Here is a 25,193-nt window from a genome sequence, read left to right as displayed (position 1 = left end):
GCTTAAACCTTGAACGGATGACGAAGCAGAATGGTTTCGTCGCGATCCGGACCGGTCGACACCATGTCGATCGGAATGCCCGCGACTTCCTGCACGCGCGACAGATACGCACGCGCGTTCGCCGGCAGCTTGTCCCATTCCTTGATACCAACCGTGCTTTCCTTCCAGCCCGCGAAGGTTTCGTACACTGGCACGCAGCGCGCGACTTCCGACGAACCACGCGGCAGCAGGTCGACATGCTGGCCGTCGACCGTGTAGCCGACGCACAGCTTCACTTCGTCCAGACCGTCGAGCACGTCGAGCTTGGTCATGCACAGACCCGACACGCCGTTGATCTGGATCGAACGGCGCAGCGCGGCGACGTCGAGCCAGCCGGTGCGGCGCGGACGGCCGGTGACCGAGCCGAATTCCTTGCCGACGGTGGCCAGTTCGAGGCCGATCGCTTCCTGACGGGCGGCGTTGTCCGCGTCGTACAGTTCGCTCGGGAACGGGCCCGAGCCGACGCGTGTGCAATACGCCTTGGTGATGCCGAGAATGTAGTTCAGCTTTTGCGGACCGACGCCCGCGCCCGCCGTGGCCGCGCCGGCCACGCAGTTGCTCGACGTGACAAACGGATACGTGCCGTGGTCGATGTCGAGCAGCGTGCCTTGCGCGCCTTCGAACAGCAGGTTGCTGCCGTTAGCGTTCGCGTCGTACAGGCGGCGCGACACGTCCGTCACCATTGGCTTCAGACGGTCGGCATAGCTGAGCATCGTGTCGAGCGTTTGCTGGAAGTCGACAGCGGCGACACCCAGGTATTGCGTCAACACGAAGTTGTGATAGTCGAGGTTTTCACGCAGACGTTCGGCGAAGGTCTCCGGCTCGAACAGGTCCTGCACGCGCAAACCGCGGCGCGCCACCTTGTCTTCGTACGCCGGGCCGATGCCGCGGCCGGTGGTGCCGATCTTGCCCGCGCCACGGCGCGCTTCGCGGCCCTGGTCGATGGCGATGTGGTACGGCAGGATCAGGGTGGTGGCTTCGGAAATGAAGAGGCGATTCTGGACATCGACCCCGGCGGCTTCGAGCTCGCCGATTTCCTTGAAGAGCGCTTCCGGCGACAACACGACGCCATTGCCGATGTAGCACGCGACGCCGGGATGCATGATGCCCGACGGAATCAGACGCAAGATGGTTTTCTTGCCGCCGATGATAAGCGTGTGACCGGCATTGTGACCGCCCTGGAAGCGAACGACGCCTTGAGCGTGGTCCGTCAGCCAGTCGACGATCTTGCCCTTGCCTTCATCACCCCACTGGGTCCCCACGACGACGACGTTACGCCCGGGGTTCACATTCACTGCGCTGGCAGACATGTTGTTTCGTAAGCTGGTTAAAAACGTATTCTACCTATGTTCGCGGAACCTTCCGAATTTTTCCGTTTCCGCTCAACGGTATGCACGTTATGGTGGGTATGGCGAAAGTAGCGCGGCCACTGGCCGCGCCCTGCTTCGGCGACACATTCGACGCCGTCTGACATGCCCTGAGGATCGCCCTCGGGCGGGTCTGCCGGAACGCGCTCAGGCGCGCGGTTCGACGACCCAATTACCGTTGCGCTCGATCAACACACGGTCGAACGCGAATTCGTCCAGATCGTGCTCATGGCCGGGCAGCGCCTGAATCACCACCTCGCCGGCATCTCGCAACGCGGCGACGCTCACGCGCAGCGCCTCGTCATGCTGCCACGGCGCGAGAATCGCGCTGCTGCGCGCTTCGACCGGTGAAATCCGCGCCACCTCGCGCAGATCGAGCGAAAAGCCCGTGGCCGCCCGTGCGCGGCCGTACGCTTGACCCACGTGGTCGTAACGGCCGCCGCGCGCTACTGCATTCGGCACGCCGTCCACATACGCCGAGAACATCACGCCGCTGTGATAAGCATAGCCGCGCAGATCCGCGAGATCGATCATCACTTCGGCGCCCTCCACCTGGCTCGCGAGGAACGCGAGATCGTCGAGCGCACGGGCAATGGCCGGCATATTCGGCAAGCGCGCGCGGGCTTCGTCGAGCACGGACGCGTCGCCGTACAGCGTGGGCAGCGCGCGCAACGCGTCGCGAATCGCCGGCGTCAGGTTCGCCGTGAGTTCGACGAGGCGCGGTACGTCTTTGCCCGCGAGCGCGTCGTAGAGCGACTGCCCGAGCTCGGCCGCGGCCGGTTCGGCTTCGATCAGCGCGGCGAGCACGCCCGCGTGGCACAGATCGAGGCGAACTTTCGCGAGGCCCGCCAGACGCAGTGCGTCGAGCATCAATTGCTGGATTTCCAGGTCCGCTTCGAGGCCGGCGTGGCCGTAGATTTCCGCGCCGATCTGGATCTGCTCGCGCGTGGCGTGCAGGCCGCGCGGCCGCGTATGCGCGACGTTGCCCGCGTAGCAAAGGCGTGTCACGCCCTGGCGATTCAGCAGATGCGCGTCGATTCGCGCGACCTGCGGCGTAATGTCCGCGCGCAGACCGAGCGTGCGTCCCGACAGTTGATCGACGAGCTTGAAGGTGCGCAGATTCAGATCGTGACCGCCGCCCGTAAGCAGCGACTCGATGTACTCGAGCAACGGCGGCATGACCATTTCGTAGCCGTACGAACGGAAACGGTCCAGCAAATGGCGCCGCAACTCTTCGATCTTACGGGCTTCCGACGGCAGCACGTCGGCAATATTCTCGGGAAGTAACCAGGTCGACATCGATACAGTCCTACGACGTTGAACACGGCGTCTGGGTGCGCCGGTAAGTGAGTGTGAATGGCGGGCGGCGGCTCGATTTTGGCGGCTGTCGCGGGCGTTGCGCGGGCGTTGCGTGGTCGTTGCACGGTCGCTGCAATTACCTGCGGCGACCGCTTGCGGCTTTTGGCCGCTGGGCGCTGCACTACGCGGCGTTCAGAACCCTCAGGTACTGGCGCGCAACGGCGCACATTCGCGCTCGAGCGCGGGCAGCCTGCGCAGCCTGTCAGCCCGCCCGCAATAGCAGGCCCCTTCAGGTCACGATAAACAGCAGGATCAGCCCGAGCACCATCACGATCAGGCCGCCCACACGAATCTGATGCGGCGGACGTTCCGCTATTTTACGGAACGTGTCGCTCCAGGCGCTCGGAAAAACGAAGGGAAACATGCCTTCGATAATCAGCATCAACGCGATCGCGAGCAGTAACGAGCCGGCTATATCCATGCGAATGAAGGTGCCGCGATGCGGATGCCGCGGCGCTCCGGTTATCAGTGTTTGCGCGGGACCGCGGGAGCGTCCGGGGCTGCGCCGCCGGTCGGGCTACGCATGAAGCGGAAGAACTCGCTGCTCGGGTCGACCACGATCACGTCGCCCGGCTTGAAGGTGTTCTTGTACGCCTGCATGCTTTGATAGAACTGGTAGAACTGCGGGTCGGCGCCGTACGCTTCGGCGGCGATTTCCGCGGCCTTGGCATCGCCCTCGCCCTTGATGGTCTGCGCCTGACGATAACCGTCCGCGAGAACCGCCTGTTGCTGGCCGAGCGCGTCCTGCCTGATCTTGTCGGCCTCAGCCGTGCCCTTCGCACGTTCGTCGGCCGCGATCTGCTGGCGTGCGGCGATCATCCGTTTGTAGACGGAATCGGCCATCGACGCGGGGAAGTCGACACGCGTGAGTTGCACGTCGACCACCGACACGCCGAGCGACGCCGCGGCCTTGTCCATGGCGGTGCGCGCTTCGTCGGCGACGGCCTGCTGACGGGCCAGCGCGTCGGACAGCGTGACCTTCGCGAACGCATCGCCAAGCGCGCTGCGCGACAGCAAGGCGAGCCGGTCCGGCAGGCTCTGCGCATCTCCTCGCGTTTCGGCGAGCAGCTTGAGCGGATCGGTCACGCGGTATTTGACAACCGGGTTCGCCAGCAAATCGGTTTTATCGGACGTCACGTAGCGGTCTTCGTCCGGGGCGTCGAGCGACTGGATACGGTTATCGACCAGCGTGACCGTTTGCAACGGCGGCGGGAGTTTGACGTGCAAGCCGGGGCCGAGCAGGCTCGGCGCCTTGTCGCCATGCGACGACAGGACAGCCAGATGCCGCTGATCGACGACGAACACCATCGACGAAGCGGCAAACAGCACGATGACGATAGCGACGACGAGCGCAATGATCTTGTTCATGATGTGCGCTCCTTATTGAACGTCGTCTTCGCGCATACGGCTGCGGAAGGAGTCGCGTGAACGCAGCGCGTCGCTGCTGGCTGCGGCCTGGCTGGCGGGCGTGGCGACCGCCGCCGGCGCGGAGGCTGCGGTGCCGGTTGCGGAGGCAGACGGGGCGGCCGACGGCGTGGCCGACGGCAACGCGGCAGCGCTCGCCGCTTGCGGCGCGGCAGCGGCCGCGGTGCCTGAAGCGGCAGCAGCCTCGGACACACGCTGGCGGGTTTGCTCGACCAGCTTGTCGAGCGGCAGATACAGCACGTTGTTCCCGCTCTTGCTATCCACAAACACCTTGGTCGTATTCGAATAGATCTGCTGCATGGTTTCCAGATACATGCGCTCGCGAATCACAGCGGGCGCTTTCGAGTACTGCGCATAGACCTGCTTGAAGCGTTCGGCGTCGCCTTGCGCCTGGGCCACCGTCTTGTCGCTGTACGTTTTCGCTTCGTCGATCTGGCGCGCCACGTCGGCTTGCGCGCGCGGCAACAGATCCGCGGCATAGGCCTCGGCATCGCGTTTCGCCCGCTCGTTTTCCTGACGGACTTTCGCGGCGTCGTCGAACGCGGCTTGCACCTGGCTAGGCGCCTGCACACCCTGGATCGTCACACCGGTCACGGCGAGTCCGGACTGATATTCATCCAGGGATTGCTGGATCGCCGCGATCAGTTGCTGGCGAATTGTTTCGCGATCCTGATAGAGAATGTCGTTGGTGCTGCGCGCGCCGACGATGCTGCGCACCGCCGCCTGAGCAGCCTGCATCACACCCTGATCGGGATCGACGCTGCGAAACAGGTAGTCGGTCGGCTTCTTCACCTGATACTGCACGGCGAAGCGCACGTCGACGATATCCGCGTCGTGCGTGAGCATCGACGCGTCTTTCACATTCGCGAGACGCACCACGTTGTTGCGGCCGATCTCCACCTGGCGGACCTGACCGATATTGACGAGCTCATGCGCTTCGAACGGATACGGCAGACGCCAGTGCACGCCCTGACCTGCCGTGTAGCGATACTTGCCGAACTGCATCACGACCCCGGCCTGGCCGTCCTGCACGACGAACACGCCGCTGCCGAGATAAATGGCCAGCAGCACGCCGATCACGATGCCCACGCCAATGCGCGCGCCACGACCGTTGTCCGGCCGCCCGCCACCCGCGCCGCCACCCTTGCGACCGAACACGCGGCTCAAACGGCGGTTGAAATCGCGCCACATCTCGTCGAGATCGGGCGGGCCTTCACCGTCCTTGGTCGGTGGACGCTTAGGCTCGTTTGGACGTTGCCGCTCGCCATTGCCATCCCCACGGCCCCAGCGCGGATCGTTCAGTGAAAGCATGGCGCGCATGCGCAGCCAGATACTCCGCTCGTTGTAATCGTTCACCTGTGTTCGTTCACCAGAGTAGACAGCGGGTCAGTGCAATTGGAACGGGTCAATGCCCGAGTTCTGGGACCTTGCGGTCGTCGCGTGGTGCTGCCGACCGGTCTTCTTCCGAGAGATCGACCAGCGTTTCGGGAAGAGGTTCGGCAGTAGCGATTTCAGCGATGGCAGCGCGCAGTGTGTCTAGCCCTTGCCCCGTGCGCGCGCTCAAAAAGACGCGCGAAATATTACCATACTCGTCCCTTTCAACCGCGTCCCCACGGGCCGCCAACTCCGGCACCGCGTCGATCTTGTTGAAGACGAGCACCTGCCGGATCGTGTCCGCACCGATTGCGTGCAACACCTCGTTGACCTGATCGATCTGATCGAGCCGCACCGCGCTCGACGCGTCGACCACGTGCAGCAGCAGGTCGGCGTGAATCGTTTCTTCGAGCGTGGCGCGAAACGCCGCCACGAGTTGGTGAGGCAATTCGCGGATGAAACCGACCGTGTCGGACACCACCACCTGCCCCGCTTCGTCGCCGAGATAGACGCGCCGCGATGTCGTATCCAACGTCGCGAACAACTGGTCGGCGGCGTACGCCTGAGCCTTGGTGAGCGCGTTGAAGAGCGTGGATTTGCCCGCGTTCGTGTAACCGACGAGCGACACGGACATGGTCTGATTGCGGCTGCGCGCGCGGCGCTGCGTGCCATGCTGACGGCGCAGTTTTTCGAGCCGCGTCTTGAGCGCCTTGATGCGCTCGCCGATCAAACGGCGGTCCGTTTCGAGCTGCGTTTCACCCGGGCCGCGCAAACCGATACCGCCTTTTTGCCGCTCCAGGTGAGTCCATGCGCGGATTAGCCGCGTGGACAGATACTGCAGTTGCGCGAGTTCCACCTGCAGCTTGCCTTCGTGGCTGCGGGCGCGTTGCGCGAAAATATCGAGGATCAGACTGGTGCGATCGATCACGCGCCGATTAAGCGCTTGCTCCAGATTGCGCTGCTGCGCAGGCGCCAGAGCGTGATTGAAAATGACGAGTTCGATGTCGTTCGCCTCACACGCAAGACGCAGCTCTTCGGCCTTGCCGCTGCCGACGAACATCTTCGCGTCGGGACTGGACCGGCGCCCGGTGAGGGTGACTAAGGGATTCGCGCCCGCGCTTTGCGCGAGCAGGCTGAGTTCTTCTAGGCTGGCTTCGAAATCGATCTTACCGAAGTCGATGCCGACAAGCGCTGCATTGATCAAATTGGAGGGTATCAAAATGAGGCGGCCGGAAGTAATCGCCAACGGGCGACGTTACGCCGGCCGCGACGGGGGTTAGGACTGTTCGGAATCCGGGTGGAAATTCACCGGGCGGGCTGGCACGACAGTCGAGATTGCGTGCTTGTAGACCATCTGGGTGACCGTATTCCGGAGCAACACGACGTACTGGTCGAACGATTCGATGTTCCCTTGAAGCTTGATGCCGTTGACCAGGTAGATCGACACCGGCACATGCTCTTTACGCAGTGCGTTCAAAAACGGGTCTTGTAACAATTGCCCTTTGTTGCTCATAGCAAACTCCGTATTTTTTTGCAGGTTGACTTAATTGACGACGAAGAAAAAGAGATCCGCCGTCAACCGCTACACTATAGCCGATTTTCATTTTTGCGCGAGCGACCTGGCCAGGCGGCCAAAGCCAGCACACACGCGGGTTTCAGCCTGGATTTAGCCTTTATCCGCGTAAGGGTTCGTCGACGATCTGAACTCTATGCGCAATGGAGTCCCAGTCAGCTTGAAAGTTTCCCGGAAGCGGTTTTCGAGGTAGCGTTTGTACGTTTCGGTGATCGCGTCGAGCGCATTGCCGTGAATCACGATGATCGGCGGATTCTGTCCGCCCTGGTGCGCGTAACGAAGTTTCGGGCGCACCGGACCACGCCGGCGCGGCTGCTGGAATTCAACGGCATCGATCAGCGCGCGCGTGAGCTTCGGCGTCGGCAGCTTGGCCATGGCGGCTGCGTACGCGTCGTCCACCGAGCGCATCAATGGGCCGATTCCGGTTTTTTCCGCAGCGGAAATGAAATGGAATTTGGCGAAGTCGAGAAATTTTAGTTTGCGTTCGAGGTCCGCCTTGGTGCGCTCGCGCACATGCGGATCGAGCCCGTCCCACTTGTTCACGCCCACCACCAGCGCGCGGCCCTGCTCCACCACGAAGCCCGCAATGTGCGCGTCCTGCTCCGAGATGTCCTGGCGCGCGTCGAGCAGCAGGATCACGACGTTCGCGTCGGAGATCGATTGCAGCGTCTTCACCACCGAGAATTTCTCGATCGCTTCGAACACTTTGCCGCGGCGGCGCAAACCGGCCGTGTCGATCAGCGTGTACGGCTTGCCGCCTCGCTCGAAATCGACGTAGATCGAATCGCGCGTGGTGCCGGGCATGTCGAACGCGATCACGCGCTCTTCGCCCACCAGCGCGTTGATCAAGGTCGACTTGCCGACATTCGGACGGCCGACGATCGCGATTTTCACGCCACGCGTTTCTTTCTCTTCGTCGCTTTCTTCCGGCTGACCGGCGTACGCGACTTCGAGCGCCTCGTTGATCATCTCCGTCACGCCGTCGCCGTGCGCCGCGGAAATCGCACGCGGGTCGCCCAGACCGAGTTCGTAGAAGTCGGCGGCGACCGTGCTGTACTTCATGCCCTCGGCCTTATTGACGACGAGGAAGATCGGCCGGCCGACCTTGCGCAGGTAGTCCGCAATCGACTTGTCCTGCGGCGCGAGGCCATTGCGACCGTCGACGATGAACACGACGATGTCCGACTCCTCGACCGCCTGGCGGGTTTGACGCGCCATTTCGTGCAGGATGCCGTCTTTCGCGACCGGCTCGAAACCCCCAGTATCGACGACCAGATACGGCCGGTCGCCGGCGCGCCCTTCGCCGTAATGGCGATCGCGGGTAAGACCGGGCAGGTCGGCAACCAGCGCATCACGCGTACGCGTGAGACGGTTGAACAGCGTGGATTTCCCCACATTGGGGCGCCCGACGAGGGCAATAACGGGTTTCATCAGATGTTGTTCACGGTGAAACGCGGGATCGAAATCGACCGTCCGCGTAGCGACGCCATGCGGCCGCTACACGGCAGCGTTTGACGAAAATTATCACGAATTCGGCCAGCCCCGGATGTGCTGTCAATATGCGCACCCGGGCGGACGGGGGTTTGGCTGTATGGGGCGGCGCCAAGGGGCCGCCAGGTCTGGTCTTTCCTGCTCGACGGCTCGCACGCCAATTCGAATACGACGCTCCGCGATATTTGCGAAGATGCCGCCGATGGTGGCGCCGCAAGCAGCCACCGATGGCCACGTGGGCCCGTGTGCCATGTCTGATCCGACTTGCCGGACCAGCCAGTCCGGCGCAATTCTTCTACTTACTCTGCCCTGCAACACACTCTTCTAAAACGCGTACGGCCGGCGAAGCCGGCCTGCACGCTCAACGGCGATTGCCTCCCCGCGCGATCAGCGCGGGCGGTAGCCGTACAGATCGCCGTCGTGCGTCAGCACCACCAGCGTCTCGCCGGCCAGCACCGGTGCCGCGGTAATCGGGCTGCCGTCGGTCTTCAGGCGGGCGACGAGCGTGCCGTCGTCGCGGGACAGGAAGTGCACGTAACCCTGGTAGTCGCCCAGCACCGCAGCGTGACCCAGAATGAACGGCACGCTCAGGTCGCGATTCTTCAGCTTGTCGTTCTTCCACAGCGGCGCGCCGCTGCTGACGTCGAACGCCGACACCACCGACCAGTCGTCCGCCGCGACCACGGCGCGGTCATCCTGCGCCAGACCGCTCGTGCTGGAAAACGCCTTTTCCCACACCGCGCGGCCCGAGTTCGCGTCGAAACAGCCAATCTGCCCCTGGAACGTCACGGCGCAGGTTTCCGAACCGACCAGCGTGGGCGGTCCGGTCACGTCGTTGATCCGCTCTACTTCCGTCACGCCCTTCGGATAGGACACCGGCGTTTGCCAGTAGTTGTCGCCCGTCTGCAGGTTGATTGCCGCGAACGCGCCGCCCGGGAAACCGGCCAGCACGGCTGCGTCGCCCGCGAAGGTCATGCCCGACGACACGCGCAGATTGAGCGGCACCGCGCGGTTGCGGTAGTTCCACTTCTGCTCGCCGGTTTGCGCATTGAACGCGACGATCTGGCCGTCGACCGTACGCACCACCACGAGTCCGTTGCCGACGAGCGGCGGCGAAATGATCTCGCCTGGCGCCTTGGCGGTCCAGAGTTGCTTGCCGTCCGCCCCGAGCACGTACACGTCGCCCTTCAGGCCGCCGACAGCAGTGAGCGTGCCGTCGCTGCCGACACCTGCCGAGAGGTCGTCGTGCAGCTTGACACGCCACACGTCCTGCCCGGTTTGCGCGTCGATCTTCGCCACCGAACCGTTCGCGCCAGCCGCGTACACCGCATTGCCAACCGCCACCGGCGAGAACAGATAGCGGCCCGCCTTACCGACGCTCGCCTTCCAGGCCTGCTGCACGTCGAGCACGGGTTTGAACTCGGTGAGCGGCGTCGGCACGCGGCGCTCGTCTTTCGTGGATGAGCAAGCCGCCATGGTAAGGACGGTCATCGCACAGGCAACGGGCACAGCGTAACGTTTCAGCAGATTCATCGGTGGACGAAGCATTCAGGAAATTAGTTAAAGGAGACCGGTTGGTCGTTACACGCGGCGCCGATTATGGCGCTGACATGCGGCGATCAGCCGCCCAGCGCGTCCAGCTTGAACTGAATCAACTGGCGTGCCGAGCTATCGTTTTTCGACAGCGAGTCGAGCGCGAGCTTGTAAGCCGCACGCGCATCGTCGCGCTTGCCTTGAGCGGCGAGCAGATCGCCGCGGCCGTTCGCCACGATGCCTTTGAACGCGTCGGACTGCGGTTCGGCGAGCAGCGCCAGACCCTGGTCGTAGGCCTTGTCGTCGAGCAACAGCGAAGCGAGGCGCAGTTTGGCGATCTGCTTGAACTCGTCATCTTTCGCGTGATCGATGGTCCATTGCAGTTGCGCCTTCGCGGCCGGTTCGTCGCCCGCGGCGTACAGCGCCTTGGCCGCGCCCAGCGCGGTCATCTGTGCATACGCGGTGCGGCTGAACCTGTCTTCCATGTCGGCGGCGACGCGGGTGATCTTCGCCTTGTCGCCCGATGCCACGGCTTGCTGCACCTGGTCATACAGCACGGCGGCTTCCGCCGCCTCGCGCCGTTGCCAGAAATTCCAGCCGTTCCAGCCGGCCGCGGCCACCAGTGCTACCAGCACGATCCATGTGGTTGCATTGCCCCACTGCGTCCACCATGCCTTCAGACTTTCAATCGATTCTTGTTCGTCGTGGTAACTCATTGCCCGGCGATTTCCTCTTTCTTGCTACGTGTGCGTGTCGAGCCTGATTGCGAACCAACCGGCTCGACGACATCGCGATCAGTCGTCGCCGTCTTCGGCGGTTGCAACCATCGCATTGATTAGAAATTCGGTCAAGTCTTCGGCGGGCACGTTATGTTGCTCGTTTTTACCGCCGTTAGCATTTGTATCGCGCAGCGGCTTCACACCGACTGTGCCATTGGCGATCTCATCTTCGCCGAGCACCACGGCGAAGGCCGCGCCGCTCGCGTCGGCACGCTTCATCTGCGATTTGAAGCTGGCCGTCTGACCGTCGGCGCTGCAATGCAGGATCACGTCGAGGCCCGTATCGCGCAGACGCTCGGCGATGATGAAGGCCTGCTCACGCGCCGCGTCGCCCTGATGGACCACGTACACGTCGCACCCTTCGTCTTCCGGCACAAGTTGCTCTTCTTTCAGCAACTCGAGGATCCGCTCGACGCCCATTGCCCAGCCACATGCTCCCGTGGGCTTGCCGCCGAGCTGTTCGATCAACGGATCGTAACGGCCGCCGGCCGCGACCGTACCCTGAGCGCCGAGCTTGTCGGTCACCCATTCGAACACGGTCAGATTGTAGTAATCGAGACCGCGCACGAGGCGCGGATTGATCGTGAACGGAATGTTGTTCGCTTTCAGAATGCGCTGCAGACCTTCGAAGTGCGCGCGCGATTCTTCGCCGAGAAAATCGATCAGCTTCGGCGCGTTCTGCGCGACTTCCTGCATGGCCGGATTCTTCGTGTCCAGCACGCGCAGCGGGTTCGTGTAGAGACGGCGCTTCGCTTCTTCGTCGAGCACGTCCATGTGCTTTTCGAGGTACGCGATCAGCTCGACGCGATGGGCCGCGCGTTCCTCGGCGAGACCCAGCGAATTGAGTTCGAGCTTGATGCCCATCAACCCGAGATCGTCCCACAGCCGCTGGCACATCATGATGATTTCCGCGTCCGCGTCCGGACCGGCAAAGCCCAGCGCTTCCACGCCGACCTGATGGAACTGGCGATAGCGGCCGCGCTGCGGACGCTCGTGACGGAACATCGGGCCGATGTACCACAGGCGCTTCGGGCCGTCGTACAGCATGTTGTGTTCGATCGCCGCGCGCACCACCGCCGCCGTGTTCTCCGGGCGCATGGTCAGATTTTCACCGTTGAGCGCGTCCGTAAAACTGTACATCTCTTTCTCGACGATGTCGGTCACTTCGCCGATACCGCGCTTGAACAGCTGCGTATGCTCGATGATCGGCGTACGAATATTCTGGTATCCATACGAACGCAGCATCGACTTGACGGTCGTTTCGAAAAATTCCCACAGCCCGGCTTCCTGCGGAAGGATGTCGTTCATGCCCTTCACGCCGGACAGCTTGTCGAGCTTTTTCTTCTGTTCAGTCATCTGTATGTCGAGAGCCGATATTTAGTTGGCTACCGTGGCGCGGCCATAGCTGCGCTCAACGTAGTCACTCACGATTTGCTGGAATTCTTGCGCGATGTTATCGCCGCGCAGCGTCTTCACTTTTTCGCCGTCGATGAACACCGGCGCGGCGGGATTTTCGCCCGAACCCGGCAGGCTGATACCGATGTTGGCCTGCTTCGACTCACCCGGACCGTTGACGATGCAGCCCATCACCGCGACGTGCATCTTCTCGACGCCAGGATATTGATCGCGCCACACCGGCATCTGCGTGCGCAAGTAGGTCTGGATTTGCGACGCCAGTTCCTGGAACAGCGTGCTGGTGGTACGACCGCAACCCGGGCACGCGATCACCATCGGCGTGAACGAGCGCAGACCCATGGTCTGCAGAATTTCCTGGCCGACGATCACCTCGCCGGTGCGCGATCCGCCCGGTTCCGGCGTAAGCGAAATACGGATCGTGTCGCCGATCCCCTGCTGCAACAGCACGGACAACGCCGCGGTCGATGCCACGATGCCTTTCGAGCCCATGCCCGCCTCGGTCAAGCCGAGATGCAGCGCGAAATCGCAACGGCGCGCCAGTTCACGGTACACGGCGATCAGATCCTGCACGCCGCTGACCTTGCACGACAGAATGATCTGGTTGCGCGACAGGCCGAGTTCGACCGCCCGCTCCGCCGAGCCGATTGCCGACTGGATCAGCGCTTCGTACATCACGCTTTGCGCTTCCCACGGCGTGGAACGCGCCGCGTTCGCGTCCATCATCTTCGCGAGCAGATCCTGGTCGAGACTGCCCCAGTTGACACCGATACGGACCGGCTTGTCGTACTTCACCGCGGCTTCGATCATTTGCGCGAACTGCGTGTCGCGCTTCGCGCCGTGGCCCACGTTGCCCGGATTGATCCGGTACTTGGACAGCGCCTCCGCGCACGCAGGGTAATCGCGCAACAGCAAATGGCCGTTGTAGTGGAAGTCGCCGACGAGCGGCACCGACACGCCCATCCGGTCGAGCTGCTCGCGCACGGCCGGCACGGCCGCGGCCGCTTCCGGCGTATTCACCGTGATACGCACCAGTTCCGAGCCGGCTTGCGCGAGCTCCTTGATCTGGATCGCGGTGCCGATGGCGTCCGCGGTATCCGTGTTGGTCATCGACTGGACGCGCACGGGCGCGTCGCCACCGATGGTGACGAGCTGGCCGCCCCAACGGACGTCGACCGCATGCGACTTGCGCCGCGCAGCCTGGCCGCCGAACACCGGCTCGTCGGAAATAATCTTGCTACCAGATTGGGATTGAGCTTCGGAATGCATCGAAAAACCCATTTACGCCGCATGCGCCACACAAAAGACGTGGCGCCTGAATTGAAAAAGCGCCGCGGACCGGTTGGCCGCGGCGCATACCGTATTTGTCAAGGCAGTGCGAAACGCGCCACGTTACCTTTGGCAGCCGAATATTTCGACGGATCGACCGGCTGGCCATCGAGCGTCAGCGATTCAAGACCGGCCTTGTTGCCAACCGTGATCTTGAATGGTGCCGCGCCCGTCACTTCCTTCGTATCGCCCGCGTGCACGAGGCCGGAGAACACCTCCTTGCCATCTTTGCTACGCACACTGAACCAGCTGTCTTGTGTCACACGCAATGCGACGACTGAGTCACCGGCAGCCGGCGCCACCATTGCCGCCGACGCGCCCGCAACCACCGCCGCCGGCGCACTCGCGCCCGGTGCTGCGGCCACCTGGGCCTGTGAGCCTGCCTTGGGCGCAGCCATTGTTGCCGTGACCGCCGGCGCTGACGACGGCGTCGTGCCGGTGGCAAGCGGCGCGGGCATCGGCGTAGCCGACGCTGCGTTCTCTGCTGCCACCTGTGCCTCCGGCGCTGACGCAGACTCAGCCGCCGTTGCTTCGGAACCCGCCGATTGACCTTGCGCCACCGTACCCGATGCGCCCGTCACACCACCAGCGGCACCGTTCGCGCTCGCTTTCAAACGCGCAAGCCATGCAGACGAATCGCCACCGTTGGTGTGCCACATGCCGAGCGCGATCACCGCGACGATCACCGCCGCCACGCCCCACAACCAGGAGCGGCTTTTTTGTCCGCTACCGCCCAGCGACAGCGACACCCGCCCGCGCGGCAAATCTTTTCCCGACGAAGCCGGCATCGACAGATCCGGCGCGGCCACACCCTTCTCGCGGCGCAGCACCGCCGTGAACGGCGCGGGATCGGCGCCGAGCATCTTCGCGTAGCTACGCATCACACCCAGCGCGAAGGTCGTGTCCGGCAAGTGGCTGATGTCGCCCGATTCGAGCGCGCGCAACTTGATGACTGACACTTTCAGACGCGCCGACACGTCGTCGACCGTCCAGCCTTTCGATTCACGCAGTTGGGTCAAGCGCGCGCCCACCGCCGCCAACGAATCCATGCCCGGCTGCACGGCGGGCTGCACCACCGCCCGTGCGACCGGCGACGGATGGCCTTCGTTCGTGTCTGTGTCCTGCGGCTGCGGGTGCTGCGGCTCACTCATCCCAAATCCTTTCGCGTCGATTCTTTTTCACTTGTGCAACCCCGACAGGCTCAAGCCTCACGTCCGAATCGCAGACCGTTTATAACAAAATGTGCGGCCTTGTGTGCCGCTTCCGATCGCTTCTGCAAACTTTCTTTTCAATCGACGCCGGCACCGCAGGTTTTCGCGCTTTCGGGGAGCATTCCCCGACCATCTGCGCGCTGCGGTCCCCGCGCGATTACACGGCGCGAACCTCGATAATCTTCGCTGCCTTCCCGGTGCGTTCAGCAAGGCGAGTGCGGTCTTTTACCGCACCGGCCAACTGACCGCAGGCAGCGTCGATATCATCGCCGCGTGTTTTGCGCACCGTGGTGACGACGCCTGCGTCCATCAACACTTGTGCAAACCGCTTGATCTGTTCTGGCTTCGAGCGGATGAGGCCCGATTCGGGGAACGGATTAAACGGAATCAGGTTGAACTTGCACGGCACGTCGCGCGTAATGGCGAGCAACTCGCGCGCTTGCGCCTCGCTGTCGTTCACGCCGTCGAGCATGCAATATTCAAACGTAATGAAGTCGCGCGGCGCGACTTTCAGATAGCGCTGGCAAGCTGCCATCAGTTCGCGCAGCGGATATTTCTTGTTCAGCGGCACGAGCATGTCGCGCAGCGGATCGCTAGGCGCATGCAGGGAGACCGCGAGCGCCACCGGCAGATCGGCGCCGAGCCGGTCCATCATGGGCACGACACCCGAGGTGGACAGCGTGACGCGGCGGCGCGACAGGCCGTAGGCGTTGTCGTCGAGCATCAGGCGCATGGCCGGCACGACCGCGTCGTAGTTGAGCAGCGGCTCGCCCATGCCCATCATCACGACATTCGTGACGACGCGCTCGCCCTTGCCGTCACCGCCCGTGGCGCGACCGCCATCCACACCGCGCGACGCGCGCAGCGCGAACTCGGCCATGCGCAACTGGCCGATGATTTCGCCGGTGGTGAGATTGCGGGAAAAACCCTGTTTGCCGGTCGAACAGAAACGGCAATTGACTGCACACCCGGCCTGCGACGACACGCACAGCGTGCCACGCGTTTCTTCGGGAATGTAGACAGTTTCAACCGCGTTGCTGTTGCCGACGTCGATCAGCCACTTGCGTGTGCCGTCGGTCGAAATATGGTCGCTGACGATACCGGGCATCGAGATCGTGGCGCGCCCTTTGAGCTTTTCGCGCAAGGACTTCGCCAGATCGGTCATGCCGTCGAAGTCGGCAGCGTTGTATTGGTGAATCCAGCGCTGCAATTGCTTGGCGCGAAACGGCTTCTCGCCCAGGCTGTCGCAGTAGGCGACAAGCCCTTGGGCGTCGAGGTCGAGAAGGTTGACGGTGGGACTGCTCGTCATATCGAATCCTGCCATTTCAGTGCGAGACTACGTTCATGCAACAAGCTGCATGAACGCAATGCCGTTCGCGCCCATTCCTGCTGCTTTTACCTTACTACTTTGCCGGGCGATTCGTGCGATAAAACAGATCGGCTGCACGAACCGCGCAGGGCAAGTCCTGCTTAACGCGAGTAGACGTTCACTTGCGGGAAGAAGAACGCGATTTCGACTGCTGCCGTTTCAGGCGCGTCGGAACCGTGCACTGCGTTCGCGTCGATGCTGTCTGCGAAGTCGGCGCGGATCGTGCCCTTTTCCGCCTTCTTCGGGTCCGTTGCACCCATCAGGTCACGGTGCTTAAGAATGGCGTTTTCGCCTTCCAGCGCTTGCACGACGACCGGGCCCGAGATCATGAAATCGACCAGATCCTTGAAGAACGGACGTGCGGCGTGCACGGCGTAGAACTTCTCTGCGTCGGCGCGCGACAGGTGAACCATGCGCGAAGCCACGATCTTCAGACCAGCGTTCTCGAAACGGGTATAGATCTGGCCGATCACGTTCTTGGCCACTGCGTCCGGCTTGATAATGGACAGGGTGCGTTCGATCGCCATAAAAACTCCAAAAAATTAAGAGGTTACAGATTCAAATGAATCCGCTATTGTAGCATGTTCCCGTGTATGATTGCGATTGAACCCTTACAACACTGAAAGACTCCAAGCAGGAGTTTCCGAATACTGGTAGCGTTGGCCGTGTGGGTGCCAAGTCAGTATTTTCAGGGCATTGAAACTCCCTGCCCGCGCGCCAATCTTAGGGATGAGAGCGCCGCGCCGGTGACAGGGATGCCACGGCCCGGCTCGCTACAACCCGCTTCACAACCATACGCAACTTGCTTCTGAGGTAAGGAGAGACCATGAACGATCATCCGTATAGCTTTGGCCGCAATGGCGCGGTCAGCACGGTCGAAACGCGTAACCGCGTGCTACGGAACACCTACTGGCTGCTCGCGCTGTCCATGATTCCGACAGTGCTCGGCGCGTGGGTGGGCCTCGCCACGGGTTTCTCGCTGTTCGCCGCCACGAGTCCCGCCATGAGCATGCTGGCGTTCTTCGCGATCGCCTTCGGCTTTATGTTCGCCATCCAGAAAACCAAAGACAGCGCGGCCGGCGTGTTCGTGCTACTCGGCTTCACGTTCTTCATGGGCCTGATGCTGTCGCGCATCCTGAGCTTCGTGCTCGGTTTTTCGAACGGCCCGTCGTTGATCATGCTCGCCTTCGGTGGCACTGGTGTGATCTTCGCGTCGATGGCGACCATCGCCACGGTTAGCAAGCGCGACTTTTCGGGTCTCGGCAAGTGGCTGTTCATGGGCGTGATCGTGCTGCTGCTCGCATCGGTCGCGAACGTGTTCCTGCATCTGCCGGCGCTGATGCTCACGGTGTCGGTTCTCGCCATCGTGATCTTCTCGGCCTACATGCTGTTCGACGTTCAGCGCGTCGTGAACGGCGGTGAAACGAATTACATCACCGCCACCCTCGCGATCTACCTTGACCTGTACAACGTGTTCGTCAACCTGCTCGCGCTGCTCGGAATTTTCGGCGGTAACCGCAACTAAGGTTGGCAAACCAGCCTGATTCAGGGCGCGGCGTTCGAGACGCTCCGCCTTGAAGAAAAAGCCCATAACGAGTAATCGTTATGGGCTTTTTTCATGGAATCGCGGCACCCGCCGCGCGGGGCAAGCGTCAGGAATCAGGCGCGGATCAGACGCTCAGCCACGCAAACCCGTCGTCCTGCGAAGCCACCACCACTTCTGTAGGCGCCGCGCCCAGCACGCCGGCCATAGCGGCCTGCGCCAGTTCAGGCGAATTGTTCTGCTGACTCAGATGCGCGGCGACCAGGTGGCGCAATCTCGAACGATCGAGCGAAGCCAGAATTTCAGCCGCCGCGTCGTTGTTCAGATGCCCATGATTGCCGCCGATGCGCGCTTTCAACGATTGCGGATAGCGGCTGCCCGCCAGCATCCGCACATCGTGATTGCATTCGAGCACCAACGCGTCGCATCCGCTCAGCACCGAGCTGATATGAGGCGTGGACGTGCCGACGTCCGTCAGCACGCCAAGCCGGCTCGCGCCGTTCGAGAGCACGTATTGCAACGGCTCGCGGGCGTCGTGCGGGACGGTGTAGGGGAGAATGCTGAGGTCGCCGATCGCCACCGCTTCGTCGCCCCAGAGCACCTGCAGGTCCACGTCGGCTTCGTCGGCGCCTACCGCGCGAGCGGTGCCCCAGCTCATGTACAAGGGAATCGACCACTTGCGCGCCAGCGTTAGCGCACTGCCAATGTGATCGCCATGCTCATGCGTGATCAGAATCGCGTCGAGACCTTCGACGCTCGCGCCAAGCCGCGTCAGCCGCCGCTCGACTTCTTTGGCCGAAAAACCGCAGTCGAGCAGCACACGCGTGGTGGTCGCGCCGCTTTGCGCTTCCACCAGCATGGCGTTGCCTTCACTGCCGCTGCCGAGACTCGCGAACCTCACGGTCCGCTTAGTTCAGTTGCGCGTGCAGCAGCGTCACGATGCGCTGCGCGTCGGACGAATTGTCCACCTGTCCGTTCGCGTTCAGCACGGCCACCTGCGTCACTGCATCGCCCTTCGAGCGAACGTTGACGAGGAATTCCTGACCCGGCTTCTTCGCCGTATTGCCGCTGTAGAACAGCTTGCCGAACAGCCCTTCTTTCTTCAGCTCCTGCATCGAATCCGCGTAGCGCACGTAGTAGATGCCCTTCGCACGATCGCGGTTGTCGACGGTGAAGTTGGTGCGGTCGAGCGCGAGGCCCACGCGCAGCCATGCGCGGTCGAACGACTCCTGCAGATCGAGCGTGGACGCGCCCGCGCTCTGGTCGAGCGTGGTCGGCGCCACCGCCGGACGCGCGTCGGTCAGCAACTGCTTCGACTGCGCTTCGGTCAGACCGAACTTCTGCATCAGCTTGGTCAGGAACAGCGCTTCCAGGGCCGGATCGCGAGGACGCTCTTCCCAACGCGAGGACGTCTTGTCCTGCCCTGTCATCACTTCTTCCATCGCGCTGTGCGTGATGGAAATGTCCGTTGTTTCGCCCGGCGCGCGCGACACGAGCGTGCGGAAGCTGTCACGCGTGCCCGACGAATACGCGAAATCGATGACCTTGCCGACCGTGCGGCGGAACCAGTCGTCCGGAATGTTGGCGCGGTTTTCAGCCCAGTCGGTCGTCATGATGCCGGTAGCCGGCGCGTCGGTCTTCAGCGCAAAGCCGTTCTCCTGCCAGAACTCCTGCAACTGCGACCAGAGTTGTTCCGGCGTGCGGCCGTCGACCACCAGCCAGCGGCGATCGCCGTCACGTTCGATATGCATGCCGAACGGATCCTGCGCGTTCGGCTGACCTTCGGTCGAATTGCCGGCGGCCGTGACCGCGCGCTGCTGCGCGCCGCCCAGCGCCAGATTGGCCGGCGGTGCGACATAGCGCTGATCGGTCGGCGTGGTGCTCAGATCGCCGGGAACGGCGAGCGCCGGCGCGCTGCCCGCGCCCTTGTAGTTGACGCGGTCGGAAGCAAACCAGTCGTTCAGCGTGTCACAGCCGGCGAGCGTCGTGAGGGCAAGCGCCAGCGCCGCCATGCGGGTTGCGTGGAGGGAAAGTGCGGAACGTTTCATGAGGTCCTTCGTGATGCTGGAACGCGGTGCCTTGGTTCTGTGTGCCGGGAACGTGGGCTGGATCGACGTCGGTTAAGGGAGTGCCGGTGGCAGGCTTTCGTTGGCGCTGGTGGTGCCGCGGACGCTGTCCGCCTAGCCCAGCAGGCCCGCTTCGCGCAGCGCGCCGCGCACCACTTCGTGGTATTGCGGATCGAGCGGCGTGAGCGGCAGGCGGATTCCGCCCTGCACACGACCCAATTGCTGCAGCGCCCATTTGGCCGGAATCGGATTCGATTCGATGAACAGGTTCTTATGCAGCGACAGGAGTTTCATATGAATCTCGCGCGCGGTCTTAGCGTCCGCGGCGAGCGCAGCCTTGCAGAGATCACTCATGGCGCGCGGCGCGACGTTGGCGGTGACCGAAATATTGCCGTGGCCGCCGAGCAGCATCAGCGCGATGGCGGTGGGGTCGTCGCCGCTGTAGATGCCGAAGTGCGACGGCGCGGACTTGATCAGATGCGCGGCGCGATCGATATTGCCGGTCGCTTCCTTCACACCGATGATGCCCGGCACCTGCGCGCAACGCAGAATGGTTTCGTTGCTCATGTCCGCAACGGTGCGGCCCGGCACGTTGTACAGGATCACCGGCAGATCGACGGTTTCGGCGATCTTCGCGAAATGGCGGTAAATGCCTTCCTGCGTCGGCTTGTTGTAGTACGGCACGACCTGGAGCGTGGCGTCGGCGCCGACTTCCTTGGCCTGCTGGGTGAGTTCGATCGCCTCGGTCGTGGAATTGCCGCCCGAGCCCGCGATCACCGGAATCCGGCCCGCCGTGTGCTCGACCGCGGTCTTGACCATCAGCACGTGTTCCTCGACCGACAGCGTGGCCGATTCGCCGCTCGTGCCGACCACGACGAGAGCGTTCGTGCCCTCTGCGATATGCCAGTCGATCAGTTTGCGAAACGCCGGCAGATCCAGGCTGCCGTCTTCGAGCATCGGGGTGATGATGGCAGGAATGCTGCCGCGAATCTGAACGCCGTCGTTGCTGCCTTGGTTGCTGCCTTGGTTGCCGTTAGTCATGAAACGCCATGAATTTGATCAGGTAAACCGCGATTGTAGCGGATTAGCCAGCCAACTCGTAACAAGGCGGAGCTGCCGCCTGCGCGGGGTCGACTGAGCGCTCCGCCTCCAGAATTGCGCAGATCCGCTGGACGTAGGCCGGGCGCGGCTGCGCGAGAAAACCATCTTGAAATGCGACCACCCGGAGCTGGCCGCGCACGCGCTCGAGCAGCTCGCCGGGCGCCAGTAGAAACGCCGGATTAGAGGGTTTGCCGACCCTTTCGTTTCCTTGCGCGAAGGTCTCGTAAACCAGCACGCCGCCGGGCGCGAGCGCGCGCAAAAGCTGTGCAAAGAGCGGGCGGTGCAGGTAATTCGTCACCACGACGGCGGCGAATTTCGACTCGGCGGGCAACGGCCACGCGGCGCCTTCGAGGTCGGCTTCGACTGGCGTGACGAGCGGCTCGCCACGCAGCATGCCGAGCGCCGCCGCGTCGCGGTCGATGGCGGTCACCGGATGCCCCAGCGACGCAAAGAACCGCGCATGCCGGCCCGCGCCGGATGCGACGTCGAGCACCGCGCCGCCCGGCGCGACCAGATGCGCCCAATCGCGCACCCAGGGAGACGGCTCGCCCAGTCCGTGCATGGCGGCAGCGGGCGTGCTCATCGACTTGCCCGCCGTTCAGCACGGCTCACCGGTTGGATCACTCGCGTCAGCTGCTTCACTTGCGTCAGTTGCTTCAGTTGTAAGACAGGCCCATGGCCTCGCGAACGTCGCGCATCGTTTCCGTGGCGAACTTGCGAGCCTTGTCGCAGCCGTCGGCGACGATCGCGCGCAACAGCGACGGGTCGTCCATGTACTTCTGCGCGCGCTCGAGCATGGGCTGCTGCTCGCGCAGAATGCCCTCGATCACCGGCTGCTTGCACTCGAGGCAGCCAATGCCGGCCGACCGGCAGCCCTTCTCCACCCAGTCGTGAGTGGCTTCGTCGGTGTAGACCTGGTGAAGCTGCCACACCGGGCACTTGTCGGGGTCGCCCGGATCGGTGCGGCGCACGCGAGCCGGATCGGTCGGCATGGTGCGGACTTTCTTCGTGATCGTCTCCGCGTCTTCACGCAGGCCGATCGTGTTGCCGTACGACTTCGACATTTTCTGACCGTCGAGACCCGGCATGCGCGACGCCTCGGTCAGCATGGCTTGCGGCTCGACCAGAATGATCTTGCGCGAACCTTCGAGGTAGCCGAACAGACGCTCGCGATCGCTCATCGACAGGCTCTGTGATTCCTGCAACATGGCGCGCGCCTGTTCGAGCGCTTCGTCGTCGCCTTCCTGCTGGTAGGCATTGCGCAGTTCGTGATAGAGCTTGGCGCGCTTGCCGCCGAGCTTTTTCGCCGCCTCGTTCGCCTTCTGCTCGAAACCCGGTTCACGGCCGTACAGGTAGTTGAAGCGGCGCGCGATTTCGCGCGTCATTTCGACGTGCGGCACCTGGTCTTCACCAACCGGCACGAGCGAGCCGCGATACAACAGGATGTCCGCCGCCATCAACACCGGATAGCCGAGAAAACCGTAAGTGGACAGATCCTTGTCCTTCAGCTTCTCCTGCTGCTCCTTGTAGGTCGGCACGCGTTCGAGCCAGCCGAGCGGCGTGCTCATGCCGAGCAGGAGCGCCAGTTCGGCATGCTCGGGCACCTTGCTCTGAATAAACAGCGTGGCCTGCGCCGGATCGATACCCGCTGCCAGCCAGTCGGTCAGCACATCCCAGACGTTCTTTTCGATCACTTCGGGCGTTTCGTAATGCGTGGTCAGCGCATGCCAGTCGACCACGCAGAAGAAACACGGGTACTCGGACTGCAGCCGCACCCAGTTTTTCAGCACGCCGTGATAGTGGCCGAGGTGCAACGACCCGGTGGGCCGCATGCCGGAGAAGATACGGTCTGGGAACATGATTATTTAGAAAAGCGAAACAAGAGGAGTCAGAATGGCGGTGATCGCGCTATAGCCGATCGTGACAAGCGGGTTCAGCCAGTAGCGCGTCAGCGTGCCCGTCATGACGAGCGCCATTACGATGAAAAAACCGTACGGCTCGAGGCGCGACAGCGTGATGGATTGCCGCGGCGGCAGCAGCGCCATTAGCACACGGCCGCCGTCGAGCGGCGGCAGCGGAAACAGGTTCAGCACGCCGAGCACGAGATTCACGCCCACGCCGGCTCCCGCCATGCGCGTGAAGAACGGCTCGTCCACATTCATTACCGCGAGCGCGACACCGAACAGGCCCCAGACCAGCGCTTGCACGAAGTTGCAGGCCGGTCCTGCCGCCGCGACCCACAGGCTGCCCCAGCGCGGATTGCGCAGGTTGCCGAAGGCGACCGGCACCGGCTTGGCGTAGCCGAACATGAACGCGCCGCTGGTGGCGAAGTACAGCAGCAAGGGAATCGCGATCGTGCCGAGCGGGTCGATGTGCCGCATCGGATTGACCGACACGCGGCCGAGTACGTAGGCCGTGTTGTCGCCGAGCCAGCGCGCCACATAGCCATGCGCGGCTTCATGCAGCGTGATGGCGAAAATCACGGGCAACGCGTATACCGCAATGGTCTGTATCAGGGAAGAATCCATAACTCGCTATTGTAACAACGCGATTGCGTGCGTCTGTCCGCTTTCACTCATGCCGTCTCTTCGAGGCCGAACGGCGCGAGAGAGCCGCGCCCTGCCCGCACCAGCACCGGTTCCGCGCCGGTCAGATCGATCACCGTGGACGGCTCGCACACGCAAGGACCGCCGTCGATCACCAGATCCAGCTGCTTTTCCAGACGCGCGCGGATTTCTTCCGGGTCGTTCATTGGCTGGGTTTCCCCCGGCATGATCAGCGTCGAACCGAGCAGCGGCTGGCCGAGTTCTTCGAGAATTGCCAGCGTGATCGCATGATCCGGCACGCGCAGGCCGATGGTTTTGCGCGACGGGTGCGAGAGGCGCCGCGGCACCTCCTTGGTAGCCTGCAAGACGAATACATAGGGGCCGGGCGTCACCGATTTGATCAGCCGGTACTGCCGGTTATCCACCATCGCGAAATTCGAGAGTTCGGACAGATCGCGCACCAGCAGCGACAGCAGCTGCTTCTCGTCCAGTCCGCGAATGCGCCGCAGACGCTCGACCGCGTCCTTGTCGTCCAGATGGCAAGCGAGCGCGTAGCTGGAATCCGTCGGCAGCGCGACCACGCCGCCATCGTTGATGATCTGCACGGCCTGCTTGACGAGGCGCGGCTGCGGGTTATCAGGATGAAGCCGGAAGTATTGGGACATGGCTAACGTTGGCTGACGAATGAACTGCGGCTGAACGGTAAATGAACTGCGGCTGAAGACCGGCCGGAAGATCGCGCCCAAGCCTGGAGCCAGGCGCGTGCCGCGCGCCGCGCCCCGCCGGCTTTCGCGCTCGACGTGCCGCTACGGCACGGCGCGCTCACAGCCAGCGTTCCCAGACGGGCTTCAGATCGGAGGGCAGCGGCGGCAGCGTGCCGAGGTCGACACGGCCTTCGCCGGGTGCGTGGAAGTCGGACCCGCGCGACGCCTCGAAGCCGAAACGGCGCGCGACATCCGCGTATTCGCGATACTGGTCGGGCGTATGGCTGCCCGTCACCACTTCGATCGCCTTGCCGCCGAGATCGATGAATTCGGCAAAAAACGCGTCGAATTCGACCGGCGAGTAAGCATACCGACCCGGATGCGCAATGATGGCTTCGCCGCCGGCAGCCTGGATCCAGCCGACCGCGTCGGCCAGTTTGGCCCACCGGTGCGACACGTAGCCGGGCTTGCCGTCGCCCAGATAGCGCGTGAACACGTCTTGCGTGGAAGTGGCGTAGCCGTTTTCAACCATGAACCGCGCGAAATGCGTGCGCGAAATCATGTCCGGGTTCGATACGTATTTGAGCGCGCCCCGATAGGCGTCGGGAATGCCGAGCGTGGCCAGTTGCTCGCCGATGGCTTCGGCGCGCGCGGCGCGGCCGTTGCGGGTGCGCGCGAGACCGTCGATCAGGATCGAACTGGTCGGATCGATGCCCAGCCCGACGATATGCACCGTGCGCGACGCCCACGTCACCGAAATTTCGACGCCGCTCAGATAGCCCATGCCGAGCGCTTCGGCGGTGTTTTTCGCTTCGTGCTGGCCGCCGAGTTCATCGTGATCGGTGAGCGCCCACAGCGTCACGCCGCCCGCGTGCGCGCGGCGCGCAACTTCGGCCGGCGCGAACTGGCCGTCGGAAACGGTGGAATGACAGTGGAGGTCGGCGTTCATCGTTGTCTTGAAAAGGATCTGC

General features: G+C 63.2%; 24 protein-coding genes. 1 reads left to right on the top strand and 23 read right to left on the bottom strand.

The features are described 5' to 3' along the window. Positions 1-2 precede the first annotated feature (2 nt). The 15 genes from BLW71_RS02705 to ndk all read right to left on the bottom strand — a co-directional run bounded on the left by BLW71_RS02705 (position 3) and on the right by ndk (position 16,789). Positions 3-1,349, bottom strand: a complete 1,347-nt coding sequence (locus tag BLW71_RS02705) for an adenylosuccinate synthase (protein WP_091792942.1) — start codon at positions 1,347-1,349, stop codon at positions 3-5. A gap of 204 nt (positions 1,350-1,553) precedes the next feature. Continuing rightward, positions 1,554-2,705: an ATP phosphoribosyltransferase regulatory subunit gene (locus tag BLW71_RS02700; RefSeq protein ID WP_091792940.1), complete on the bottom strand. Its 1,152-nt coding sequence runs from the start codon at positions 2,703-2,705 to the stop codon at positions 1,554-1,556. Positions 2,706-2,994: 289 nt separating this feature from the next. Beyond that, complete coding sequence (locus BLW71_RS02695) at positions 2,995-3,186, bottom strand: DUF2065 domain-containing protein (RefSeq protein WP_012433522.1); 192 nt, start codon at positions 3,184-3,186, stop codon at positions 2,995-2,997. A 44-nt stretch (positions 3,187-3,230) separates the two neighbouring features. Further along, positions 3,231-4,133 (bottom strand): protease modulator HflC, encoded by a 903-nt coding sequence (gene hflC, locus BLW71_RS02690; protein WP_091792938.1) that lies wholly within the window; start codon positions 4,131-4,133, stop codon positions 3,231-3,233. 12 nt (positions 4,134-4,145) lie between these two features. Then, the gene (gene hflK / locus BLW71_RS02685; RefSeq protein ID WP_091792936.1) at positions 4,146-5,546 is read right to left on the bottom strand and encodes an FtsH protease activity modulator HflK; all 1,401 of its coding nucleotides are present in this window, start codon (positions 5,544-5,546) and stop codon (positions 4,146-4,148) included. A gap of 49 nt (positions 5,547-5,595) precedes the next feature. Continuing rightward, a complete protein-coding gene (gene hflX, locus BLW71_RS02680; RefSeq protein ID WP_177204955.1) occupies positions 5,596-6,810 on the bottom strand; it encodes a GTPase HflX in 1,215 nt (404 codons plus the stop codon). A gap of 30 nt (positions 6,811-6,840) precedes the next feature. Next, positions 6,841-7,077, bottom strand: a complete 237-nt coding sequence (gene hfq / locus BLW71_RS02675) for an RNA chaperone Hfq (protein WP_006051315.1) — start codon at positions 7,075-7,077, stop codon at positions 6,841-6,843. A 153-nt stretch (positions 7,078-7,230) separates the two neighbouring features. Then, positions 7,231-8,568 (bottom strand): ribosome biogenesis GTPase Der, encoded by a 1,338-nt coding sequence (der, locus tag BLW71_RS02670; protein ID WP_091792934.1) that lies wholly within the window; start codon positions 8,566-8,568, stop codon positions 7,231-7,233. A gap of 447 nt (positions 8,569-9,015) precedes the next feature. Further along, positions 9,016-10,161 (bottom strand): outer membrane protein assembly factor BamB, encoded by a 1,146-nt coding sequence (gene bamB / locus BLW71_RS02665; protein WP_091792932.1) that lies wholly within the window; start codon positions 10,159-10,161, stop codon positions 9,016-9,018. 86 nt (positions 10,162-10,247) lie between these two features. After that, the gene (locus tag BLW71_RS02660) at positions 10,248-10,877 is read right to left on the bottom strand and encodes a YfgM family protein (RefSeq protein WP_091792930.1); all 630 of its coding nucleotides are present in this window, start codon (positions 10,875-10,877) and stop codon (positions 10,248-10,250) included. A 78-nt stretch (positions 10,878-10,955) separates the two neighbouring features. Then, positions 10,956-12,296: a histidine--tRNA ligase gene (gene hisS, locus BLW71_RS02655; RefSeq protein WP_091792928.1), complete on the bottom strand. Its 1,341-nt coding sequence runs from the start codon at positions 12,294-12,296 to the stop codon at positions 10,956-10,958. A gap of 21 nt (positions 12,297-12,317) precedes the next feature. Next, positions 12,318-13,634 (bottom strand): flavodoxin-dependent (E)-4-hydroxy-3-methylbut-2-enyl-diphosphate synthase, encoded by a 1,317-nt coding sequence (ispG, locus tag BLW71_RS02650; protein ID WP_091792926.1) that lies wholly within the window; start codon positions 13,632-13,634, stop codon positions 12,318-12,320. Between the two features lie 86 nt (positions 13,635-13,720). After that, the gene (locus BLW71_RS02645; RefSeq protein ID WP_091792924.1) at positions 13,721-14,833 is read right to left on the bottom strand and encodes a helix-turn-helix domain-containing protein; all 1,113 of its coding nucleotides are present in this window, start codon (positions 14,831-14,833) and stop codon (positions 13,721-13,723) included. Positions 14,834-15,050: 217 nt separating this feature from the next. Next, positions 15,051-16,202, bottom strand: a complete 1,152-nt coding sequence (rlmN, locus tag BLW71_RS02640) for a dual-specificity RNA methyltransferase RlmN (protein WP_091800296.1) — start codon at positions 16,200-16,202, stop codon at positions 15,051-15,053. Positions 16,203-16,363: 161 nt separating this feature from the next. After that, positions 16,364-16,789 (bottom strand): nucleoside-diphosphate kinase, encoded by a 426-nt coding sequence (gene ndk, locus BLW71_RS02635; protein ID WP_007181343.1) that lies wholly within the window; start codon positions 16,787-16,789, stop codon positions 16,364-16,366. Positions 16,790-17,088: 299 nt separating this feature from the next. Here ndk and BLW71_RS02630 point away from each other — a divergent pair, with 299 nt between their 5' ends. Then, positions 17,089-17,787: a Bax inhibitor-1/YccA family protein gene (locus BLW71_RS02630; protein WP_007181342.1), complete on the top strand. Its 699-nt coding sequence runs from the start codon at positions 17,089-17,091 to the stop codon at positions 17,785-17,787. 145 nt (positions 17,788-17,932) lie between these two features. Here the strand turns inward: BLW71_RS02630 and BLW71_RS02625 are convergent, their stop codons facing one another. The 8 genes from BLW71_RS02625 to BLW71_RS02590 form a co-directional block, all read right to left on the bottom strand. Continuing rightward, positions 17,933-18,706, bottom strand: coding sequence for an MBL fold metallo-hydrolase (locus tag BLW71_RS02625; RefSeq protein WP_091792922.1), 774 nt, complete (start codon positions 18,704-18,706; stop codon positions 17,933-17,935). 7 nt (positions 18,707-18,713) lie between these two features. After that, positions 18,714-19,853: an NlpB/DapX family lipoprotein gene (gene bamC, locus BLW71_RS02620; RefSeq protein WP_091792920.1), complete on the bottom strand. Its 1,140-nt coding sequence runs from the start codon at positions 19,851-19,853 to the stop codon at positions 18,714-18,716. A gap of 132 nt (positions 19,854-19,985) precedes the next feature. Next, the gene (gene dapA / locus BLW71_RS02615) at positions 19,986-20,912 is read right to left on the bottom strand and encodes a 4-hydroxy-tetrahydrodipicolinate synthase (protein WP_091792918.1); all 927 of its coding nucleotides are present in this window, start codon (positions 20,910-20,912) and stop codon (positions 19,986-19,988) included. Positions 20,913-20,955: 43 nt separating this feature from the next. After that, positions 20,956-21,555: a class I SAM-dependent methyltransferase gene (locus BLW71_RS02610; protein ID WP_091792916.1), complete on the bottom strand. Its 600-nt coding sequence runs from the start codon at positions 21,553-21,555 to the stop codon at positions 20,956-20,958. A 73-nt stretch (positions 21,556-21,628) separates the two neighbouring features. Beyond that, the gene (locus tag BLW71_RS02605; protein ID WP_091792914.1) at positions 21,629-22,831 is read right to left on the bottom strand and encodes a tryptophan--tRNA ligase; all 1,203 of its coding nucleotides are present in this window, start codon (positions 22,829-22,831) and stop codon (positions 21,629-21,631) included. Between the two features lie 6 nt (positions 22,832-22,837). Next, positions 22,838-23,500: a site-2 protease family protein gene (locus BLW71_RS02600; RefSeq protein WP_091792912.1), complete on the bottom strand. Its 663-nt coding sequence runs from the start codon at positions 23,498-23,500 to the stop codon at positions 22,838-22,840. 47 nt (positions 23,501-23,547) lie between these two features. After that, positions 23,548-24,183, bottom strand: coding sequence for an L-threonylcarbamoyladenylate synthase (locus tag BLW71_RS02595; protein ID WP_091800294.1), 636 nt, complete (start codon positions 24,181-24,183; stop codon positions 23,548-23,550). Positions 24,184-24,340: 157 nt separating this feature from the next. After that, positions 24,341-25,171, bottom strand: a complete 831-nt coding sequence (locus tag BLW71_RS02590) for a 3',5'-nucleoside bisphosphate phosphatase (RefSeq protein WP_091792910.1) — start codon at positions 25,169-25,171, stop codon at positions 24,341-24,343. Positions 25,172-25,193: the final 22 nt, after the last annotated feature.

The organism is Burkholderia sp. WP9, from assembly GCF_900104795.1.
GTDB lineage: Bacteria > Pseudomonadota > Gammaproteobacteria > Burkholderiales > Burkholderiaceae > Paraburkholderia.
This window is presented reverse-complemented; position numbering and strand designations above follow the sequence as displayed.

Bases quoted from the DNA above. Each gene is read 5' to 3' on its own strand.
- BLW71_RS02705 (WP_091792942.1), bottom strand. From the start codon at position 1,349: ATGTCTGCCAGCGCAGTGAATGTGAACCCCGGGCGTAACGTCGTCGTC.
- BLW71_RS02700 (WP_091792940.1), bottom strand. From the start codon at position 2,705: ATGTCGACCTGGTTACTTCCCGAGAATATTGCCGACGTGCTGCCGTCG.
- BLW71_RS02695 (WP_012433522.1), bottom strand. From the start codon at position 3,186: ATGGATATAGCCGGCTCGTTACTGCTCGCGATCGCGTTGATGCTGATT.
- hflC (WP_091792938.1), bottom strand. From the start codon at position 4,133: ATGAACAAGATCATTGCGCTCGTCGTCGCTATCGTCATCGTGCTGTTT.
- hfq (WP_006051315.1), bottom strand. From the start codon at position 7,077: ATGAGCAACAAAGGGCAATTGTTACAAGACCCGTTTTTGAACGCACTG.
- der (WP_091792934.1), bottom strand. From the start codon at position 8,568: ATGAAACCCGTTATTGCCCTCGTCGGGCGCCCCAATGTGGGGAAATCC.
- bamB (WP_091792932.1), bottom strand. From the start codon at position 10,161: ATGAATCTGCTGAAACGTTACGCTGTGCCCGTTGCCTGTGCGATGACC.
- BLW71_RS02660 (WP_091792930.1), bottom strand. From the start codon at position 10,877: ATGAGTTACCACGACGAACAAGAATCGATTGAAAGTCTGAAGGCATGG.
- hisS (WP_091792928.1), bottom strand. From the start codon at position 12,296: ATGACTGAACAGAAGAAAAAGCTCGACAAGCTGTCCGGCGTGAAGGGC.
- ispG (WP_091792926.1), bottom strand. From the start codon at position 13,634: ATGGGTTTTTCGATGCATTCCGAAGCTCAATCCCAATCTGGTAGCAAG.
- BLW71_RS02645 (WP_091792924.1), bottom strand. From the start codon at position 14,833: ATGAGTGAGCCGCAGCACCCGCAGCCGCAGGACACAGACACGAACGAA.
- rlmN (WP_091800296.1), bottom strand. From the start codon at position 16,202: ATGACGAGCAGTCCCACCGTCAACCTTCTCGACCTCGACGCCCAAGGG.
- ndk (WP_007181343.1), bottom strand. From the start codon at position 16,789: ATGGCGATCGAACGCACCCTGTCCATTATCAAGCCGGACGCAGTGGCC.
- BLW71_RS02630 (WP_007181342.1), top strand. From the start codon at position 17,089: ATGAACGATCATCCGTATAGCTTTGGCCGCAATGGCGCGGTCAGCACG.
- bamC (WP_091792920.1), bottom strand. From the start codon at position 19,853: ATGAAACGTTCCGCACTTTCCCTCCACGCAACCCGCATGGCGGCGCTG.
- dapA (WP_091792918.1), bottom strand. From the start codon at position 20,912: ATGACTAACGGCAACCAAGGCAGCAACCAAGGCAGCAACGACGGCGTT.
- BLW71_RS02610 (WP_091792916.1), bottom strand. From the start codon at position 21,555: ATGAGCACGCCCGCTGCCGCCATGCACGGACTGGGCGAGCCGTCTCCC.
- BLW71_RS02605 (WP_091792914.1), bottom strand. From the start codon at position 22,831: ATGTTCCCAGACCGTATCTTCTCCGGCATGCGGCCCACCGGGTCGTTG.
- BLW71_RS02600 (WP_091792912.1), bottom strand. From the start codon at position 23,500: ATGGATTCTTCCCTGATACAGACCATTGCGGTATACGCGTTGCCCGTG.
- BLW71_RS02595 (WP_091800294.1), bottom strand. From the start codon at position 24,183: ATGTCCCAATACTTCCGGCTTCATCCTGATAACCCGCAGCCGCGCCTC.
- BLW71_RS02590 (WP_091792910.1), bottom strand. From the start codon at position 25,171: ATGAACGCCGACCTCCACTGTCATTCCACCGTTTCCGACGGCCAGTTC.